Origin of the sequence: Nonomuraea marmarensis (genome assembly GCF_043197025.1) — a bacterium.
In the GTDB taxonomy this organism is placed as follows: Bacteria; Actinomycetota; Actinomycetes; order Streptosporangiales; family Streptosporangiaceae; genus Nonomuraea; species Nonomuraea marmarensis.
Genome location: NZ_JBICRM010000004.1, coordinates 187,069 through 204,652, shown reverse-complemented (window position 1 = coordinate 204,652; position 17,584 = coordinate 187,069). Strand labels below are relative to the sequence as shown.

At 71.5% G+C, this 17,584-nt stretch carries 18 protein-coding genes; 12 read left to right on the top strand and 6 right to left on the bottom strand.

Annotated features, from left to right (window positions below):
• Positions 1-6: 6 nt before the first annotated feature.
• Positions 7-1,905 (bottom strand): glycoside hydrolase family 127 protein, encoded by a 1,899-nt coding sequence (locus tag ACFLIM_RS08340; protein WP_393163690.1) that lies wholly within the window; start codon positions 1,903-1,905, stop codon positions 7-9.
• A 163-nt stretch (positions 1,906-2,068) separates the two neighbouring features.
• Between ACFLIM_RS08340 and ACFLIM_RS08335 the strand changes: the two genes are divergently transcribed.
• Entirely contained in the window at positions 2,069-2,833 is a 765-nt protein-coding gene (locus ACFLIM_RS08335; RefSeq protein ID WP_393163688.1) for a hypothetical protein, read from the top strand.
• Between the two features lie 7 nt (positions 2,834-2,840).
• On the opposite strand, the gene ACFLIM_RS08330 is transcribed toward ACFLIM_RS08335, so the two are convergent.
• On the bottom strand, positions 2,841-3,128 hold the full coding sequence (locus ACFLIM_RS08330) for a hypothetical protein (RefSeq protein ID WP_393163686.1): 288 nt from the start codon (positions 3,126-3,128) through the stop codon (positions 2,841-2,843).
• 152 nt (positions 3,129-3,280) lie between these two features.
• Between ACFLIM_RS08330 and ACFLIM_RS08325 the strand changes: the two genes are divergently transcribed.
• Complete coding sequence (locus ACFLIM_RS08325) at positions 3,281-4,270, top strand: aldo/keto reductase (protein ID WP_393163684.1); 990 nt, start codon at positions 3,281-3,283, stop codon at positions 4,268-4,270.
• A gap of 20 nt (positions 4,271-4,290) precedes the next feature.
• Here the strand turns inward: ACFLIM_RS08325 and ACFLIM_RS08320 are convergent, their stop codons facing one another.
• On the bottom strand, positions 4,291-5,031 hold the full coding sequence (locus ACFLIM_RS08320; protein ID WP_393163682.1) for a GntR family transcriptional regulator: 741 nt from the start codon (positions 5,029-5,031) through the stop codon (positions 4,291-4,293).
• A 153-nt stretch (positions 5,032-5,184) separates the two neighbouring features.
• Here ACFLIM_RS08320 and ACFLIM_RS08315 point away from each other — a divergent pair, with 153 nt between their 5' ends.
• The gene (locus ACFLIM_RS08315; protein ID WP_393163679.1) at positions 5,185-6,051 is read left to right on the top strand and encodes a metallophosphoesterase family protein; all 867 of its coding nucleotides are present in this window, start codon (positions 5,185-5,187) and stop codon (positions 6,049-6,051) included.
• 9 nt (positions 6,052-6,060) lie between these two features.
• Here ACFLIM_RS08315 and ACFLIM_RS08310 read toward each other — a convergent pair whose 3' ends face one another.
• Together ACFLIM_RS08310 and ACFLIM_RS08305 are read right to left on the bottom strand one after the other, a co-directional pair.
• Positions 6,061-6,768 carry an HAD family hydrolase gene (locus tag ACFLIM_RS08310; RefSeq protein ID WP_393163677.1) on the bottom strand — a complete coding sequence of 236 codons (708 nt, stop codon included), beginning with the start codon at positions 6,766-6,768 and terminating at the stop codon, positions 6,061-6,063.
• 91 nt (positions 6,769-6,859) lie between these two features.
• Positions 6,860-7,693, bottom strand: a complete 834-nt coding sequence (locus ACFLIM_RS08305) for a hypothetical protein (RefSeq protein WP_393163675.1) — start codon at positions 7,691-7,693, stop codon at positions 6,860-6,862.
• 150 nt (positions 7,694-7,843) lie between these two features.
• Here ACFLIM_RS08305 and ACFLIM_RS08300 point away from each other — a divergent pair, with 150 nt between their 5' ends.
• Together ACFLIM_RS08300 and ACFLIM_RS08295 are read left to right on the top strand one after the other, a co-directional pair.
• Positions 7,844-8,665 carry a Scr1 family TA system antitoxin-like transcriptional regulator gene (locus ACFLIM_RS08300; RefSeq protein ID WP_393163673.1) on the top strand — a complete coding sequence of 274 codons (822 nt, stop codon included), beginning with the start codon at positions 7,844-7,846 and terminating at the stop codon, positions 8,663-8,665.
• A gap of 66 nt (positions 8,666-8,731) precedes the next feature.
• Positions 8,732-9,526, top strand: a complete 795-nt coding sequence (locus ACFLIM_RS08295) for an SAM-dependent methyltransferase (protein WP_393163670.1) — start codon at positions 8,732-8,734, stop codon at positions 9,524-9,526.
• Between the two features lie 21 nt (positions 9,527-9,547).
• Here the strand turns inward: ACFLIM_RS08295 and ACFLIM_RS08290 are convergent, their stop codons facing one another.
• The gene (locus tag ACFLIM_RS08290; RefSeq protein WP_393163668.1) at positions 9,548-10,201 is read right to left on the bottom strand and encodes a GntR family transcriptional regulator; all 654 of its coding nucleotides are present in this window, start codon (positions 10,199-10,201) and stop codon (positions 9,548-9,550) included.
• Positions 10,202-10,340: 139 nt separating this feature from the next.
• On the opposite strand from ACFLIM_RS08290, the gene ACFLIM_RS08285 reads away from it, so the two are divergent.
• The 7 genes from ACFLIM_RS08285 to ACFLIM_RS08255 all read left to right on the top strand — a co-directional run bounded on the left by ACFLIM_RS08285 (position 10,341) and on the right by ACFLIM_RS08255 (position 17,572).
• Positions 10,341-11,528 carry a CaiB/BaiF CoA transferase family protein gene (locus tag ACFLIM_RS08285; RefSeq protein WP_393163665.1) on the top strand — a complete coding sequence of 396 codons (1,188 nt, stop codon included), beginning with the start codon at positions 10,341-10,343 and terminating at the stop codon, positions 11,526-11,528.
• The gene (locus tag ACFLIM_RS08280) at positions 11,525-12,382 is read left to right on the top strand and encodes an HpcH/HpaI aldolase/citrate lyase family protein (RefSeq protein ID WP_393163663.1); all 858 of its coding nucleotides are present in this window, start codon (positions 11,525-11,527) and stop codon (positions 12,380-12,382) included. Before ACFLIM_RS08285 ends, ACFLIM_RS08280 begins: the two co-directional genes overlap by 4 nt.
• A gap of 190 nt (positions 12,383-12,572) precedes the next feature.
• Entirely contained in the window at positions 12,573-13,547 is a 975-nt protein-coding gene (locus ACFLIM_RS08275) for a sugar ABC transporter substrate-binding protein (RefSeq protein ID WP_393163661.1), read from the top strand.
• A complete protein-coding gene (locus tag ACFLIM_RS08270) occupies positions 13,544-14,575 on the top strand; it encodes an ABC transporter permease (RefSeq protein WP_393163659.1) in 1,032 nt (343 codons plus the stop codon). Before ACFLIM_RS08275 ends, ACFLIM_RS08270 begins: the two co-directional genes overlap by 4 nt.
• Positions 14,572-15,327, top strand: a complete 756-nt coding sequence (locus tag ACFLIM_RS08265) for an ATP-binding cassette domain-containing protein (RefSeq protein ID WP_393163657.1) — start codon at positions 14,572-14,574, stop codon at positions 15,325-15,327. The genes ACFLIM_RS08270 and ACFLIM_RS08265 overlap by 4 nt, the downstream gene beginning before the upstream one ends.
• A gap of 281 nt (positions 15,328-15,608) precedes the next feature.
• The gene (locus ACFLIM_RS08260; protein ID WP_393163655.1) at positions 15,609-16,538 is read left to right on the top strand and encodes a hypothetical protein; all 930 of its coding nucleotides are present in this window, start codon (positions 15,609-15,611) and stop codon (positions 16,536-16,538) included.
• Positions 16,535-17,572 carry a DUF917 domain-containing protein gene (locus ACFLIM_RS08255; protein WP_393163653.1) on the top strand — a complete coding sequence of 346 codons (1,038 nt, stop codon included), beginning with the start codon at positions 16,535-16,537 and terminating at the stop codon, positions 17,570-17,572. Before ACFLIM_RS08260 ends, ACFLIM_RS08255 begins: the two co-directional genes overlap by 4 nt.
• Positions 17,573-17,584 lie beyond the last annotated feature (12 nt).

Genomic DNA, 17,584 nt, shown 5'->3' with positions numbered 1-17,584 from the left:
TTTCCGTTAGTTCCTAGGGGTCCTGACCCAGACCCGCATGGCTTCGGGGCCGCGGTTGCCCCACAGGAAGTAGGGGACGAAGGTCGCGGCGACCTCCGTCTCGGGGAGCGCCCCCTCCAGGGGCAGCTCGGGGTAGAGCTCGGCGGACGGCGGGGGAGCCGCGGTCGCCCGCGCGCGCAGCACGACGGCCTCGTCCCGCCGCTCGGTGTTCGCGTTAACAATGTCCGGCACGCCGACGACCAGGTCGTCCACCGCGGCCGAGGGGCTGTCCTGCTGCTCGACGCAGTAGGCCAGCGGGCCGCGGGCCAGGCTGACCGCGCCCCTGGTCGCGTCGAGGTAGGGGTGCGAGCCGTGCGCCCGGACCGGCATCGGCAGGCTGAGGCGGATCGTGTCACCCGCCGTCCAGCGCCGTTCGAGCGTGATCCAGCCATCGGACGCCTGCGCCGCGCACGGCTCGCCGTTGACCGTGACCGTCACGTTCCCGGCCCAGCCGGGCACCCGCAGCACCAGCCCGTACGGCCCGTCCTGCGCCCGCCCGACCGTGAGGCGCACGTCGCCGTCCCACGGGTAGGCGGTCTCCATCGCCAGGTCCAGCCCGGCCGTCTCGATCCTGGCCGGGGTGTAGGCGGCGATCAGCACGGCGCCGTCACGCTCGGCCGCCACATAGTCGGCGAGCTGGGCCATCCACCGCACGATGTTCGGCGGGCAGCACGGACAGCCGAACCAGGCGCGGCGCAGCGGCTCCCCGCCCGGCTCCGCGCCGCTGCGCTGCTCGTGGTCGGGGCGGCGCTGCAGCGGGTTGTCGTAGAAGAACGCCCGGCCGTCCTCCGACAGGCCCACGGCGTAGGCGTTGTAGAGCACCCGCTCGAACACGTCGAGATACTTGGCGCCGCCGGTCGCCAGGAACATCCGCCACGCCCACTGCATGACCGCGATGGCGGCGCAGGTCTCGCTGTAGGCGCGCTCCGACGGCAACTCGTACCGGTCGCCGATCGCCTCGTCGGAGTGGCGGCTGCCGAGGCCGCCGGTGATGTACAGCTTGGTCGCCACCATGTCGTCCCAGAGCCGCTCCAGCGCCTCGAACAGCGACCGGTCGCCGGTCTCCAGGAACACGTCCGCCGCGCCCGCCGCCAGGTACGCCATGCGCACCGCGTGCCCGGTCACCGAGGGCAGCTCGCGGAACGGCACGTGGTCCTGGAAGTAGTCGCCGGGGAAGATGCGGTGCTGCAGCCGGCCCGTGCCGCGCCGGTCCACGAACGCCGCCGCCTGGGTGAGGTAGGCCCGCTCGCCCGTCTCCCTGAACAGCTCGACCAGCGCCATCTCCACCTCGGGATGCCCGCAGACGCCGTCCTCGGCGAACCTGCGGACCACCAGGTCGGCGAACCTCATCGCCACGCGCAGCAGCCGGTCGTCGCCCATCCTGCGGCTCGCGGCGACGGCGGCCTGGATGAGGTGGCCCAGGTTGTACAGCTCGTGCCCCCAGGCCAGGTCCTCCCACGGCTTCTTGTCCGCCGCCGGGTCCTGGAAGAAGGAGTTGAGGTAGCCGTCGTCGGCCTGCACCCGCTCCAGCAGCCCGACGACCTCCTCGTAGAACTCCCTGACCGGCAGTGTCTCCTGTGCGCCGAGCTCGTACGCCAGACCTTCCAGGGTCTTGTACAGGTCGGTGTCCAGGAAGGGGTAGCGGCCGCGGTACGGGGCGGGGTCGCGCTCCAGGAGGCGGCTCAGGTTGGCGACGTTGCCCGCCGCGCGGAGCTGCTCGATGGTGTGCGGGATCGTGGCCCGGCTGTTCCGGCGCTGCCAGTGCTGCAGCAGCCCGCCGGTGATGCGTACCCCGGACAACGGTCGTACGGCTCCCGCATCAGTGCGTACGGCGCCGAACCCGGGCTTGACCTGCTTGGACGTCATGAACCTTCCCAGTAATGTGTGGCATTGCACTGAACCTTAGGTGTCTGGGAGGTGTGTTGCCAAGAGCTGGAGCCCTACGTAAAAAGACCGTAACGTGTCCGGAACAGGTGGATTTGAGTAGGTCGTACTCAGGTGGTCACCGCTGCCCCGCGTTCTACTGGCGGTGACCACCCGATCCCTGGAGGCGGCTATGAACGCCCACCACGAACACCCGGAGACGTTCAACGTCCACGGAATGTTGTTGTTCGGCGAGGACCCGCTCTATTTCTCGCACCTGCCGATGTTCGAGCACCCGGCCCACCGCTTCCAGGTGCTCATGGAGGTCGACTTCCGCGACGACGTACGCGAGGCGGTGCGCGCCGACCAGAAGGCGGGCGACATCCAGACGTTCGTGCCGGAGCCGTTCGACATCCTCGAGCTCGACCCGGGCGACGGCGGCCCGGCCAGGACGTCGGTGGCCGGCACCGTCTTCCACGGGCACTTCGAACGCGGCGGCTCCCCGATCGCCGAGGGCGTCACGGCGCGGATCACTCGCGTGTCATGCTTCCGCCGGCTCGACCCCGAGCTGCGGCACGACGACGACGGCGCGCTGACGTACCTGTGCTTCGGCCGGGCGGGCCGGCTGCACCTCGCGCACGAGATCACCGCCCGCCCCGACTTCGACCAGGTGCTCCCGGTCCGGATCGTCCCCGGCACCGTACGCCACGACCCCGACCCGCAGATCCCCGGGGACGTGACGGCCGAGGACTTCAGCCGTCCGGTTCAGGTGACGTTCGGCCGCTTGGACAGGCCACGGCACCGGCTGCGGGCGGGCGAGACGGCGGAGGGGTCGTTCTCCCTGGGCGTCTCGCGTACCGGATCGCACGGCTTCACCGCCCAGGTGGAGGTGGCCGCCGAGTTCTACATGGAGACCGGCGACCTGGTCTGACCCTCTTTCAGCAGCTCACGAGCCCGTCGAAGCGGCGCGGGTACGGCCACCACCACGTGCTGGCGCCGCTGTGGGGTCGCTTGAAGGTGCACGGCATGTCCGGGCCGTTGGCGAGCCTGACCTTGAAGCTCTTGGGCCCCTTGCAGGTGTTCCAGACCCACAGGTGGTCGTTGAAGCCCGAGCTGTCGAGCGAGTATGTGAGACAGGACGGCGCCGCCGCCTGCGCGGGGACGGGCGCCATGGCGACGGCCGCGGCCGCGAAGGCGCCCGCGGCGATGATCGTTCTGGTACGCATGTCGGTTCCCTCCGATGTCGATCTCGGTTGTCGTGACCGATGAGGGGAAGGTAGGCCCGGGGATGTTGAGAAATCGTTGAGTATCCGTTGGCCCCGCCACTGAGGGACTGACAGAAATTGAAATCTGTCATCCCAATGGGCATACTGGCGGCATGAGAACTCTGGGAACAGACGGGCCGGTCGTGTCCGACCTCGGGCTTGGTTGCATGGGAATGTCCGACCTGTACGGGCCGGCGGACGCGTCCGAGTCCGTGGCCACCATTCACGCCGCCCTCGACGCCGGCATCACGCTGCTCGACACCGGCGACTTCTACGGCATGGGCCACAACGAGCTGCTCATCCGCGACGCGCTCAAGGGGCGCTCCCGCGACGACGTGCGGATCAGCGTGAAGTTCGGGGCGCAGCGCGACTACGACGGCAACTGGCTCGGCTACGACGGCCGGCCCGCGGCCGTCAAGACGTCGCTCGCCTACACGCTGCGCCGCCTCGGCACCGACCACGTCGACGTCTACCGGATCTCGCGGGTGGACCCGGACGTCCCCATCGAGGAGACCGTCGGGGCCATCGCCGAGGAGGTGGCGAAGGGGCACGTACGGCACATCGGGTTGTCCGAGGCCGGGGCCGAGACCATCCGGCGGGCCCACGCCGTGCATGCGATCTCCGACGTGCAGCTCGAATACTCGCTGCTGTCGAGGGGGATCGAGCAGGACATCCTGCCCGCCTGCCGCGAGCTGGGGGTCGGGGTCACCGCGTACGGGGTGTTGTCCAGGGGGTTGCTGAGCGGGCACTGGTCGAAGGACCGCGAGCTGGGCCCGGGCGACTTCCGTGCCATCAGCCCGCGCTTCTCCGGTGACAACCTCGCGCACAACCTGGCCCTGGTGGACGCGCTGAGGGCGCTCGCCGACGCCAAGGGGGCCACGGTCGCGCAGCTGGCCATCGCCTGGGTGCTCGCGCAGGGCGGCGACATCGTCCCGCTCGTCGGGGCCCGGCGGCGCGAGCGGCTCGCCGAGGCGCTGGGGGCGCTCGACGTGACGCTGACGGCCGAGGACCTGGCCGGGATCGAGGCCGCCGTGCCCCGGGGAGCGGCCGCCGGAGGCCGGTACGCCGAGGCGCAGCTGGCCCATCTCGACAGCGAGCGATGAGCGGCTGCGGCCGGGCCGCCTCAGCGCTCGATGAGGGTGACCTCCAGGGAGTAGTGCGAGGCCCGGTAGACGTGTGAGCCGTGCTCGACGGCCCGGCCCTGGTCGTCGTAGGTGGTGCGGATCATGGTGAGCAGGGGCGAGCCCCGGCGCTCGGCCAGCAGCCTGGCCTCCGCCTGGGTCGCGGCCCTGGCGCCGATGCGCTGGTTGGCCACCCGCATGCGCACGCCCGCGCCGCGCAGCAGCTCGTACAGGCCGCGGCCTTCGAGGTCGGCGACGGTGAGCTGGGCCAGGCCCAGCGGCAGCCAGTTGTGCAGCACGGCCAGCGGCTCCCCGGCCGCGAAACGCAGGCGCTCCAGGTAGAGGATCTGGGAGCCGGCCTCCACGCCCAGGATGCCGGCGATCTCCTCGTCGACCGGCCGCGACTCCAGGGCCAGCACCTGCGTGGCCGGCTCCTGGCCCGCCCGGCGCAGGTCGTCGTAGAGGCTCGTCAGCTCGACCGAGCGCTTGACCTGCCCGTGCACCACCTGAGTGCCGACGCCGCGCTTGCGTACCAGCAGGCCCTTGTCCACGAGATACTGGATCGCCTGGCGGATCGTGGGCCGCGAGAGGCCCAGCTTGTCGGCCAGCAGGATCTCGTTGTCCAACCGGGAGCCGGGCGCCAGATCACCTCGCCGGATCGCCTCGGCGATCTGCTCGGCCACCTGGAAGTAGAGCGGCACGGGGCTGGATCGATCCAGGTCGATGGCCAGGTTCGCGGTCATGCCGATCAGCTTAACCGAGGTCAGAATGTCCAGACAAATGTGTCCTGCGGGTTACAGGTACAGTCAAACATTTGTCTGGACATACTCCCTCAGCCGCCGCGCCCGCCGAGAAGGGGGGCGCGGATCGTGTCGCCGGAGCTTACGATCGCAGGCATGATCTCTGCTCCGAGGCTGCTGGCCATCAGTGATCTACACGTTCACTACCCGGAGAACCGGAAGATCGTCGAAGGGCTGCGGCCGGAGTCCGAAGGTGACTGGCTGCTGATCGCGGGCGATGTCGGTGAGGTCGTGGCCGAGATCGAGTGGGCGCTGCGGCTGCTCAGCGCCCGCTTCGCGAGCGTCGTGTGGGCGCCGGGCAACCATGAGTTGTGGACCACGCGAGACGATCCCGTCCGGCTGCGCGGCGAGGAACGCTATAGGCACCTGGTGGAGCTGTGCCGCGAGCTGGGGGTGCTCACCCCCGAGGATCCGTATCCGGTCTGGCGGGGCGCGGACGGGCCCGTCACCGTGGCGCCGCTCTTCCTGCTGTACGACTACACCTTCCGGGCGCCGGGGACCACGACGAAGGAGGAGTCGCTGGCCCGCGCCTACGAGGCGGGCGTGGTGTGCACCGACGAGATGCTGCTGCACCCCGACCCGTACCCCAGCAGAGAGGCGTGGTGCGCGGCCAGGGTCGCCGAGACCGAGAGCAGGCTCGCGGACCTCGATCCGTCCGTGCCGACCGTGCTGGTGAACCACTATCCGCTGGTACGGGAGCCGACGAGCGTCCTCAGATATCCGGTGTTCGCCCAGTGGTGCGGGACCGAGCGCACCGCCGACTGGCACCGCAGATTCCGGGCCGCCGCCGTCGTCTACGGTCACCTGCACATCCCGCGCAGCACCCGGTACGACGGCGTGCCGTTCGAGGAGGTGTCCGTCGGCTACCCGAGGGAGTGGCGGGCCCGCCACGGGGGCGCGCCGGGACCGAGGGTGATCCTCCCCGCCGGGCGAGGATCCGTGCCCGCGGTGGGGAAGCAGTGACGCGCGGGGTCAGTGGACGAGCTGGGCCAGGTCGGTCAGCGAGGTGATGCGGGGGAAGCCGGCCGGTGCGGGCTCGGTGCCGAGCCGGTCGAGCCACACCGAGCGCATCCCCGTCGCCGCCGGTCCCGTCACGTCGTTCCGCACGTCGTCGCCTACCAGGAGCACCTCCTGCGGCGGCAACCCGAGCGCCGCGGCGGCCCCGGTGTAGGAGGCGGGCGACGGCTTGTAGTGGCCGTCCAGGACCTCGCCCGTCAGGACCGGCCCGACCAGGCCGTCGAGGCCGATCGCGCGGACCTTCGCCTGCTGCATGCGCTGCGTCCCGTTCGTCAGCACCCCGAACGCGAACCCGCCCAGCCCCGCCACCGCCGCCGCCGCGTCGGGGAAGGCGGCCCAGCCCTGGCGGTAGCGTTCGGCGAAGTCGGTGAAGGCCGCGTCCAGGTCGCCGGGCTCGGGCACGGCCAGCTCGCGGCACAGCGCGCGCAGGCGGCGGCGCCGCTGCTCCTCCAGCGAGCACTCGCCCGACTGCCACATCGCCAGGTAGGGAAGCTCCAGGCCGGCCCAGAGCGTGGCCGCCTCGGCCAGGCGCGGATGGCCGGGGGAGTGCGCCGACAACCAGGCGGTGATCGCGGTGTCGGCGGCGCCCCGGTGGTCGAGCAGGGTGCCGTCCAGGTCGAACAGGATGCCCTTGACGCCGGACAGGGCGACCCTCTTGATCATGACAGCGCCTCGGTGGTGACGGGGTTCGGGCAGGACTTCCCTGATCAGGATAGGCGCTCGGCGGTGAGGGGATCGGGGCGGGTGTCCGTGATCAGGATACGGCCCCGGCGGCGATGCGGGCCGCGGTCTCGCGGGGCGGGTAGCCGAGCGTGAGGCCGCGTACCGACAGGGGCGCCTGGGCGAAGCGGGCCTCGGCGTTCTCGCTCACGATGTAGTGCAGCGCGGGGGAGTGGCAGCGGTGCGAGTCCAGCGCCGCCGCCTGCGGCTCGGCCAGCTCCGGCGGCAGCGCGTCCAGGTAGTCGGCGATCAGCGCGTCCAGGTCGAACAGCTGCGCGTACCGCTCCGCCGTGCCCGCCACCACCCTGATCAGCTCGCCGGCCGGCTCCGCGTGGTACACCAGCCCGGTGCCGCCGCTCTTGGCGAACCAGCGCAGCGCCTCCTCGGCGGGCAGCGTGAACGCCCCGTACGGCTTGCGCCCGTACAGCAGCGCCTCGGCGATCCACCGGTCGCACCACAGCGCGTCACGCGAGGGAGTGCCGTCGCCTGGAGGAGCGGCGGGAGCGAAGCGACCAGAGTGGGGGAAGGCGGCGGCGTATGGCGACCGAGCGGCCGAACGGAGTGAGGCAGTGAGCAGGTAGGGTGCGGGCGAGCGGGGATCGATGGTCAGGCCCTGGGCCAGCACCGGGTTCCAGGCCGAGACCATGGGGTTGCTGAAGCGGGGCATGCGCGGGCCGCACCAGTGGCTGAGCGGGTAGCCGTACCAGATGGTGACGACCTCGACCTGGCGCTCGGGCAGCAGGCGTTCGTAGGTGCCGTTCATGATCTGGCCGCAGTCGGGGTGCCGCCACGGGCCCGGAGCGATGGCAGTGCCTGTGGGGACCGGCGGTGTCCGGTAGTCGGGATGCAGTATCCACGCGTCCGCCACAGTCTCTGCCCTTCAGAATTGGCGTATGCACAAGGGGTCAGACCACTAGAGTGGCCATCGTGCATCACCCGTCACTCTGTTGCAATAGACCAGGTGTAAACGCTGATTTTTGTCATCGATCGTTGTGACGTACGTATGCAATTGAGCGTTATGGCGGTCCGTCTCGCGTCCCTGCGCGCCGAGTGCGGGCTTTCGATGAAGTCGGCGGCGCAGGCCGCCGGGCTCAACACCTCCACGATCTTCCGCATCGAGCACGGTCTCGTGGCGCCGCGCGAGTCGACCGTACGGATCCTGCTGGACCTGTACGGCGAGGGCGAGCACGCGCCGCGGTTGCTGTCGCTGCTGCGGGAGGAGCGGGTGCCCGGATGGTACGACGCGCCGGGGGTGCCCCTCGGGCTGTCGGGGTTCCTGGAGCTGGAGGACCAGGCGCAGGTGATCTACACCTACTGCCCGCAGTACGTGCCGCCGTTGCTGCAGACCCCTGCCTACGCCGAGTCGGCCGCACGTGCCGCGCTCCCGCCCGGCGTCACGCCCGAGCGGGTCGGCCGCGGCGTGGACCTGGTGGCGCACCGGCAGGAGCGGCTCGACCGGCACGACGGGCCGCACCTGTGGGCGGTGCTCGACCGGCAGGCGCTGCTCGACCCGCCGCTGGCCCGGCCGGAGGATCGGTTCGCCCAGCTCGACGCGCTCGCCCTGGCCGCCAAGCAGCCGCACGTCGCCGTGCAGGTCGCCCGGCCGGGCGCCGAGAGCGGCTACCTCTACCAGGGGCCGCCGTTCACGCTGCTGCGCTTCGCCGAGGCGGGCCGGGGCGACGTGCTGGTGCTGCATCTGCTGCACGCGCCGGTGGTCGTCGAGGACTGGCGGCGGGTCGAGGACCATCAGCAGGCGTTCGCGCGGTTGTCGTTGTCGGCGTTCTCCGTGGACGCCACCCCCGAGGTGCTGGACGGGATCCGCGCCGTACTCCCCGATTGACGGGCCTTCGCGCCGCCCGCCCCGGCTGACAGGATGAACCTGGCCGATCGGGACGGAGGTAACCAAGTGCCTGAAGACGACAGTCCGGTCGCGTTCCTCGGTGGTGTCAGCACCGCCCGCATGTACGACGCCGCGCAGGGCGGCAAGCAGAACTTCAGCGCCGACCGCGAGGCCCTGAGGCTGGCCGAGCGGCTCAGCGCCGACGCCGCCCACTCGCTCGTCGCCCACCACCAGCACGTGCACCGGGTGGTACGGCACCTGGCGGCGCGCGGGGTGGACCAGTTCGTGTTGTACGGCACCGGGCTGCCGAGCACCGGGCAGGCCCACGAGACCATCCACGAGGTGTTCCCGCCGGCCAGGGTGGTGTACGCGGAGCAGGATCCGTACCTGCTGGCCCATGCCCGGGCGATCATCGGGAAGGGGAGTGACCGGGTCAGGATCGTGGGGTGCGATCTCGGGCGTCCGGCGCAGCTGCTGGACGATCCGATGGTGCGCACGTTCGTGGACTGGGCCGAGCCGGTGGCGGTGGGCGTGTTGTCGGTGCACGAGATCCCGGTCGAGGACGTCTCCTGGGTGGCGCGGCTGCGGCGGGCCATGGCCGCCGGCAGTCATCTGTGGCTGACGGCGCTGAGCCTGGACGCCTACGACGCGGACATGCGCACGACCGTCGCGGCGGTGAACCGGGAGCTGGGGCTGACGATCCACTTCCGGGCGAGGGAGCAGGTGCTGGCCTTGTTCGACGGGCTGGAGCTGGTCGAACCCGGGCTGGTGTGGGCGCCGCAGTGGCGGCCGGACGGGACCGAGGTGGACGTCGCCCCCGAGCGCACCGCCTGGCTCGGCGGCGTCGCCCGAGTGGTCTGACCCCGGCCGTCATCAGGGGTGTCAGTGATGGGTGCGGTGGTCTCCGGCTCGCCGTACGTGGCCGATCATGATGCGTTCCGCGGCGTCGGCGTCGCCCGCCTCCAGGGCGGCCAGGATGCCCTCGTGCGCTTCGAGCTGGGCCTTGACCTGGGTCTCGGCCAGCCAGAGCGACGCCTCGGCGGGCACCGGGAAGTTGTCGCGCACCGACCTGGCGTGCCCGCCCAGGAACGCGGGCCCACCGATGTCCACGATCCGCAGGTGGAAGCGCCTGCTCTGCTCGCCCAGCCGGTCGTACCTGCCGTGCTCGGCGTCGTCGGCCATCGACGCGTGCAACTCGCGCAGCCCGGCCAGGTCGGCGGGGGTGATCCTGGCCGCAGCCAGGCGCGCGCCCAGGCCCTCGACGACCGCCCGCAACCCGTAGTACTCCGCCAGCGCCTCGTCGCCCAGGTCCACCACGGTCGCGCCGTGGTGCGCCTCGTAGCTGATCAGCTGGTCCTTCTCCAGCCGGCGCAGCGCCTCGCGCACGGGCGTGACCGACACCCCGAGCCGCCTGGCCACCTCCCCGGCCCGCAACGCCGTGCCGCCGGGGATGCGCGAGTGGCGGATGTCGTCGAGCAGCACGCTGTAGACGTATTCGGCCTTGCTCATGGGCGGCCGCGGCTCGCTGGTTGACATATCGCTAAGTGTCCCGCAGTTTCCTAGTTTGTCAGGCGGGGGGCTTGCCCCCCGCCTGACCACGTCTTCCTTGGTCTTTGGGGGGTGTGCGGGGGGTCGCCCTCCGCGGGTTTAGCTATAACATATAAGTTACATACTCATGATGAGCCTCGCCGACCTGCGGGTCGTCGACGCGGCGACGTTGTTCGCCGGTCCCTCCGCCGCGATGATGCTGGGCGACTTCGGCGCCGACGTGATCAAGATTGAGCATCCGCGCCGCGGCGACCCCTCGCGCGGGCACGGCGCCGCCGTCGACGGGGTGGGGCTGTGGTGGAAGACGTTGTCGCGCAACAAGCGGACCGCGGCCGTGGACCTGTCGCGGGCAGAGGGGCAGGACATCCTGCGCCGCCTGGCCGAGCGGTCCGACGTGCTGATCGAGAACTTCCGCCCCGGCACGCTGGAACGCTGGAACCTGGCCCCGGAAGACCTGCTGGAGGCGAACCCGCGGCTGATCGTGGCGCGGATGACCGGGTTCGGGCAGTTCGGGCCGATGGCCGGGCGGCCGGGGTTCGGGACGCTGGCCGAGGCCATGAGCGGATTCGCGGCCATGACCGGGCAGCCCGACGGGCCGCCGACGCTGCCGCCGCTGGCCCTCGCCGACGGCATCGCGGGTCTCGCCATGTCGTACGCGATCATGGTGGCCCTGCGTGCCCGCGAGCGGACCGGGCGCGGCCAGATCGTCGACCTGGCGATCATCGAGCCCATCCTGGGCCTGCTGGGGCCGCAGATGAGCGCGTACAAGGCGCTCGGGGTCGTGCCCCAGCGCACCGGGAACCGGTCGAGCAGCAACGCGCCGCGCAACACGTACCGGACCCGCGACGGCCGCTGGCTGGCGATCTCCACCAGCGCCCAGCCCATCGCCGAGCGGGTGGTCACCCTGGTCGGGCGGCCCGACCTGGTCGAGCAGCCGTGGTTCGGCACCGGGGCGGGACGCGTGCGGCACGTGGACGAGCTGGACGCGGCGGTCGCCTCCTGGATCGCCGAGCGGGACGCCGATGAGGTCATCGCCAGGTTCGAGGAGGTGCAGGCCGCGGTCGCGCCCATCTACGACGTCACCGACCTGGCCGAGGACCCGCAGTACGCGGCGCTGGGCACGTTCGTGGAGGTGCCGGACGAGGAGCTGGGCTCGGTCACCATGCAGAACGTGTTCTTCCGCCTGTCCGACACGCCCGGCGAGATCCGGTGGCCGGGGCGGCCGCTCGGCCGGGACACCGACGAGGTGCTCGGGGAGCTCGACTACTCGGACGAGCGGATCGCCGCGCTGCGCGAGGCCGGGGTGATCGCGTGAACGCCCCCGCTTATGTCCCCGTGACCTGGTTGTACGTGCCCGGCGACCGTCCCGGGCGCTTCGACAAGGCCGTCACGTCGGGCGCGGACGTGGTCATCATCGATCTGGAGGACGCGGTCGCGCCGGTCCGCAAGGACGAGGCCCGCGCCAACGCCGCCGCCTACCTGCGCGCCCGCCGGGACACGCAGGGCGCGGCGGTGCAGGTGCACGTCCGGGTCAACGACCTGGCCACCCCGCGCGGTCTCGACGACCTGGCCGCCGTCGGCGAGCTCGCCGATGCCGTGCGGGTGCCCAAGGTGGAGTCGGTCGCGGTGCTCGACGCGATCACCGGTGCTCCCGCGTACGCGCTGCTGGAGTCGGCGGCCGGGGTCCTCGCGGCGCGCGACATCGCCGCGCACCCGCGGGTCGCCGGGGTCGCGCTGGGCGAGCAGGATCTGCTCGCCGAGTTGTCCATCACGGACGAGGGCGCCATGAACCAGCTCCGGGTCCAGGTCGTCCTCGCCGCCGCCGCGGCGGGCCTGCCGCCCGTGCCGATGTCCGTCTACCCGAACGTCAAGGACGAGGCCGGGCTGCTCGCCTCCTGCCGGGCGGGGCGCGCGCTCGGGCTGTTCGGCCGGAGCGCGATCCATCCCCGCCAGATTCCCGTGATCAGGCAGGCGTTCCGCCCGGCGGATGAGGAGGCGGCCAGGGCCGCCGAGATCGTAGAGGCGGCGGAACGGGCCGAGCGGTCGGGTGCCGGCGCGGTCGCGCTGCCCGACGGCCGGTTCGTGGACGCCCCGATCGTCGCCAGAGCCCGCCGCACCGTGGCCCTCGCCCGGCAACTGGCCGACCAGCCATCAGACGGACGGCCCTAGGCGGCGGGGCTCCAGCGGGCCGACAGCTCCTCGTCCACCGGTGGCGGGCCCGGCAGCTCGTGGTGGGCGGGCGGCAGGGAACGTAAGATTCCGTTCTGCCGTCTGGCGTCAGGCATTAGTCCGCATGTCTATACAAAGAGTTGACATTGCGGTAGAACCAGGGCTAGCCCGTTGGTCTTGGAGGTGTCCTATGAGACGTACCCCGATCGTGCTGGCCCTGCTGGGAGCGCTCGCCGTGACCGGCTGCTCCTCCTCGGGAGGACAGACCGCGCAGAGCGCCCCCGCGAGCTCCGCTGCGGCCCCGGCAGGTGCCAGCTTCGCCGTCATCACCCACGGAGCGCCCGGCGACTCCTTCTGGGACGTGGTCAAGAACGGCGCGGAGGCCGCGGGGAAACAGTACGGCGTGCAGGTCACCTACCAGGGGGACGGCGACCCAGCCAAGCAGTCGCAGCTCATCGACCAGGCCGTCTCCGAGAAGGTGGACGGCATCGTGGTCTCCATGGCCAACCCCGACGCGCTGAAGGAGGCCATCGGCAAGGCCGTCGCGGCGAAGATCCCGGTGGTGACGATCAACTCCGGCGCCGACTCGTCCAAGGCGTTCGGGGCCATCACGCACGTCGGCCAGTCGGAGGACGTGGCCGGGCGCGGCGCGGGCGAGCAGCTCAAGGCCGCCGGCGTCACCAAGCTGCTGTGCGTCATCCACGAGGCCGGCAACGTCGGCCTCGACCAGCGCTGCAAGGGCGCCGAGGAGACGCTGGGCGGCACCGTCGAGCGGCTGCAGGTGGACGTGAGCAACCTGGCCGACGTGACGTCCAAGGTCACCGCCAAGCTCCAGTCGGACAAGCAGGTCAACGGCGTGCTGGCGCTCAACCCGGCCATCGCCGTGGCCGCCAGGGACGCGATCAGGGACTCGGGGTCGCAGGCCAAGCTGGGCACGTTCGACCTGTCGGGCGACGTGGTGACCGCGATCAAGGACGGGGAGATCCTGTTCGCCGTGGACCAGCAGCAGTACCTGCAGGGCTACCTGCCGATCACGTTCCTGAACCTGTACAAGAACAACCTCAACACCGTCGGCGGCGGGCTGCCCGTCAACACCGGTCCCGGCTTCGTGACCAAGGACAACGCCGAGCAGGTGGCCAAGCTGGCGGAGGCGGGCACGCGATGACGATCACGGCGGATGAGCGGGTCGCCCGGGTCGGGCTGGCTCGCCGCCTGCTGATCAGGCCCGAGCTGGGCGCGGTGGTCGGGCTGGTCGTGGTCTTCGCGTTCTTCGCCTCGCAGTCGGAGGTGTTCCGGTCGCCGGACGGCATCGCCAACTGGCTCGACCCGGCGGCCACGCTCGGCATCATGGCGGTGGCGGTCGCGCTGCTGATGATCGGCGGCGAGTTCGACCTGTCGGCAGGCGTGCTGACCGGCACCAGCGGGCTGATCCTCGTCACGCTGGCCACCCGCTACGGGTTCAACGTGTGGCTGGCGATGCTGGCCGGGCTGGTCGTGGCGCTCGGCGTCGGGTACGCCAACGGCCTGATCGTGACCAGGACGAAGCTGCCCAGCTTCATCGTCACGCTGGGCACGTTCCTCATGCTGCAGGGCGTCAACCTCGGCGTCACCAAGGCCATCACCGGGACCGTGCAGGTCAGCGGGCTGCGCCGGGCGTCCGGGTTCGAGGGCGCGAGCGCGATCTTCGCCGGGACGATCCAGCTCGGCGGGACGTCGTTCCGGGTGGCGATCCTGTGGTGGATCCTGGTGACCGTCGTGGCGACCTGGGTGCTCATGCGCTCCAAGGCCGGCAACTGGATCTTCGCGGTGGGTGGCAACGAGCAGGCCGCCCGCGCGGTGGGCGTGCCCGCCGCCCGTACGAAGATCGTGCTGTTCATGACGACGGCGGTCGCGGCCTGGCTGGTGGGCTCGATCCTGGCGTTGCGGTACACCTCGGTGCAGGCCAACATCGGCATCGGGCAGGAGTTCATCTACATCATCGCCGCCGTGATCGGCGGCTGCCTGCTCACCGGCGGGTACGGCTCCGCCGTCGGAGCCGCCATCGGCGCGGTGATCTTCGGCATGGCCGACAAGGGCATCGTGTTCCTGGGGTGGGACGCCGACTGGTTCAAGTTCTTCCTCGGCGGGATGCTGCTGCTGGCGACGCTGGCCAACCGCCTGGTCAGGCGGTACGCCGAGGAGGTGAAACATTGATTCTCGAGACCCGCGGCATCGGCAAGACGTTCGGCTCGGTGCTGGCGCTGCGCGAGGTGTCGATGGGCGTGGAGGCCGGGCGGGTCACCTGCGTGCTGGGCGACAACGGCGCGGGCAAGTCCACGCTCATCAAGATCCTCGCGGGGGTGCACCAGCACGACGCGGGCACGTTCCTGGTGGACGGTCAGGAGGTGCGCTTCGCCAGCCCGCGCGAGGCGCTCGACCGCGGCATCGCCACCGTCTACCAGGACCTGGCGATGATCCCGCTCATGTCGGTCTGGCGGAACTTCTTCCTCGGCTCCGAGCCGCGCAAGGGGCTGGCCTTCGACGTGGCCAAGGCCCGGCGGGTGGCCCGGGAGGAACTGCGGGCGATGGGCATCGACATCCGCGACGTGGACCAGCCGGTCGGCACGCTGTCCGGCGGCGAGCGGCAGTCGGTGGCCATCGCCAGGGCCGTCTACTTCGGCGCCCGCGTGCTCATCCTCGACGAGCCCACCTCGGCGCTCGGGGTCAAGCAGGCCGGGGTGGTGCTCCGCTACATCGCCAGGGCCCGCGACCGCGGGCTCGGTGTGGTCTTCATCACCCACAACCCCCATCACGCCTATCCGGTGGGGGACCGGTTCCTGCTGCTCAACCGGGGGACGAGCCTGGGCGAGTACGCCAAGGCCGACATCACCACCGAGGAGCTGACCGCGCTCATGGCGGGCGGGGCGGAGTTGGACGAGCTGGCGCATGAACTGAAACGGGAGTGACCTTGGCCAGGATTTGACGATCGGGGCGGTCGCCTGGACGGGTGAAAGGGGCACATAACACCTCAGTGCACCAAGAGCCGGGGGAACTGCTCTTGATCTACATAGTAAAGGCGCTCTGGCTGGAGACACCTCCTGGGCCGTTATTACCGCGACATCGCCCGTCCGAAGGCGCCAGGCCTTCGGACGGGCAACACTGCGCGCATGCCCATCGGCGCGGCGTTCGACCGGATGCCGTTCACCCTGGCGGTGCCGCTGCCGGAGACGGAAGGGCGCGAGCAGGAGTGATTCTCGGTGTCGCCCTCGGACGGCACGCGCCGGTGGTGGTGGCGCTCAGGGACGGGGTTCTCGACTGGCCGGTCGGCCGGGCCGCGGCCCGCACGGCGGGGCGGGCCTGCGTGGCGGTGGACCTGGGCGGGGCGCCCACCGCTCCGGTGGCGGCCATCCGGGTGGGCGGGCCGTGCCCCGAGGTGTTGCGGCCTCATGTCGGCTCGGGGGTGGCCACGATCGTGCGGGGCGGCCACAGTTTGACGGGGCGCGCGCTGGAGCCGCTGGACACCGAGGCGGTGCGGCGGTTCGCGGGCTCGTGCGGGCTGGCCGACTTCGCGGTGACGGCGGCGGGGTCGCCGATGCTGGCCGATCACGAGCTGGAGGTGGCGGCCGTCATCGCGGCGGAGGTGCCGGGGGCGCGGATCACGTTGTCGTACGAGTTCGGGCATCCGGGGTTGCGGGAGCGGGAGCAGGAGTCGATCAGGAACGCGGCGCTCGGGCCGGAGGCGGGGCGGATCGCCGACGAGGCGGCCCGGGAGCTGTCCGGCGTGCCGGTGTATTTCGCCAGGTCGGAGAGCGGACTGGTGTCGGCGCACTATTTCCGGCGCTATCCGTTCGCCTGCGATCTGGGGCGGACGGCGAGCCTGGCCAGAGGGCGGGCGGCGCTGGTCGCGCAGCAGAGGGCCTCCGACGAGGTGGCCGCGGCCTACGGGGCGGCGATCGGGCGGCCGGAGGCGCAGGTGGAGCGGATCGTGCAGGCGCGCGGCCGGGCCGAGCTGGACAGGGCGCTGGAGGAGGTCAGGGACGAGGTGCTCACCCGGGTGGTCAGCGCGGGTGCCGCGCCGGGGTCGGCCAGGGTCGCCGAGAGCACGGTGAACCCGCTGTCGTACCTGCCGCACGGGCTGTACCGGGTGCGGATGACGGCGGAGGGGGCGACGGCATGACCGGGCTGCTCATCAATCGGGACGAGCTGGAGCGGTTCGCGGCGGGGTCGCGGTTGTTCGCGACCGGGGCGGCGGAGTCGTCGTACAACCTGGCGCGGGACTGGGCGGGCTCGGTGCTCGGGCCGGGAGTCCCGCTGGTGGCGGCCGAGGAGCTGGAGCCCGGGACGTTGTGCGTGTCCATCAGCCTGGTGGGGTCCACGACCGCGCTGGGGGAGCAGTTGCCGGGCGGGGAGGAGCCGGCGCGGGCCGTGCGGGCTCTGGAGCGCAGGCTGGGGGAGCGGGCCGGGGCGGTGGTGGCGCTGAACCTGGCGGCGGAGAACGCGCTGGTCCCGCTCATCGCGGCGGCCGAGATCGGGGTGCCGCTGGTGGACGGTGACGGCACGGGGCGGGTGTTCCCGCTGGTGGAGCAGACGACGTACACGCTGGGTGGCATGAGCCCCGTCCCGCTGGCGCTGGCGGGGGCGTCGGGGGAGCTGGTGGTGCTGGAGACGGCGGCCGGCCGGGTGGAGGAGTTGTTGCGTCCCGTGGTGTTGTCGGTCGGCGGGTGGGCGGTGGCGGCGTGCTATCCGATGGCGGCCGGCGACCTGGCCAGGGTATTGGTGCCCGGCACGGTGAGCCTGCTGCTGAGGGCCGGCGTGCCGGGTGCGCCGCGGTCGGTGGCGGCGCCGTACGGTGTGCGGACGTTGTGCGTCGGGCGGATCCTGGCCGTGGAGGCCAGTACGGGGCACGGCGCCGACCTGGCGTTGCCGTCGTTGCCGTCGAGCATCGTGCTGCAGGAGACCGAGGGGCTGCGGCGGCTGGTCCGGCTGGAGGCGCACAACGAGATCGTGCTGGCGCTGGCCGACGGGGCGATGGTGGCCATGGTGCCGGACCTGATCTGCATGGTCTCGACGGCCGACGGGATGGTCGTGGACGTCGACAAGGCGAGGCCGGGGGTGGACGTGGAGGTCATGGTGGTGAAGGCGGCGCCGGTGTGGCATACGGACAGGGGGCTGGCGTTGGGCGGGCTGCACGCGTTCGGGATCCCGCTGTGAGCGGGCCGCAGA

Excerpts from the sequence above, each read along its gene's own strand:
- ACFLIM_RS08320 (WP_393163682.1), bottom strand. The coding sequence starts at position 5,031 with ATGACCGCGAACCTGGCCATCGACCTGGATCGATCCAGCCCCGTGCCG.
- ACFLIM_RS08290 (WP_393163668.1), bottom strand. The coding sequence starts at position 10,201 with ATGTCAACCAGCGAGCCGCGGCCGCCCATGAGCAAGGCCGAATACGTC.
- ACFLIM_RS08285 (WP_393163665.1), top strand. The coding sequence starts at position 10,341 with ATGATGAGCCTCGCCGACCTGCGGGTCGTCGACGCGGCGACGTTGTTC.
- ACFLIM_RS08340 (WP_393163690.1), bottom strand. The coding sequence starts at position 1,905 with ATGACGTCCAAGCAGGTCAAGCCCGGGTTCGGCGCCGTACGCACTGAT.
- ACFLIM_RS08275 (WP_393163661.1), top strand. The coding sequence starts at position 12,573 with ATGAGACGTACCCCGATCGTGCTGGCCCTGCTGGGAGCGCTCGCCGTG.
- ACFLIM_RS08300 (WP_393163673.1), top strand. The coding sequence starts at position 7,844 with ATGGCGGTCCGTCTCGCGTCCCTGCGCGCCGAGTGCGGGCTTTCGATG.
- ACFLIM_RS08325 (WP_393163684.1), top strand. The coding sequence starts at position 3,281 with ATGAGAACTCTGGGAACAGACGGGCCGGTCGTGTCCGACCTCGGGCTT.
- ACFLIM_RS08310 (WP_393163677.1), bottom strand. The coding sequence starts at position 6,768 with ATGATCAAGAGGGTCGCCCTGTCCGGCGTCAAGGGCATCCTGTTCGAC.
- ACFLIM_RS08270 (WP_393163659.1), top strand. The coding sequence starts at position 13,544 with ATGACGATCACGGCGGATGAGCGGGTCGCCCGGGTCGGGCTGGCTCGC.
- ACFLIM_RS08315 (WP_393163679.1), top strand. The coding sequence starts at position 5,185 with ATGATCTCTGCTCCGAGGCTGCTGGCCATCAGTGATCTACACGTTCAC.
- ACFLIM_RS08255 (WP_393163653.1), top strand. The coding sequence starts at position 16,535 with ATGACCGGGCTGCTCATCAATCGGGACGAGCTGGAGCGGTTCGCGGCG.
- ACFLIM_RS08330 (WP_393163686.1), bottom strand. The coding sequence starts at position 3,128 with ATGCGTACCAGAACGATCATCGCCGCGGGCGCCTTCGCGGCCGCGGCC.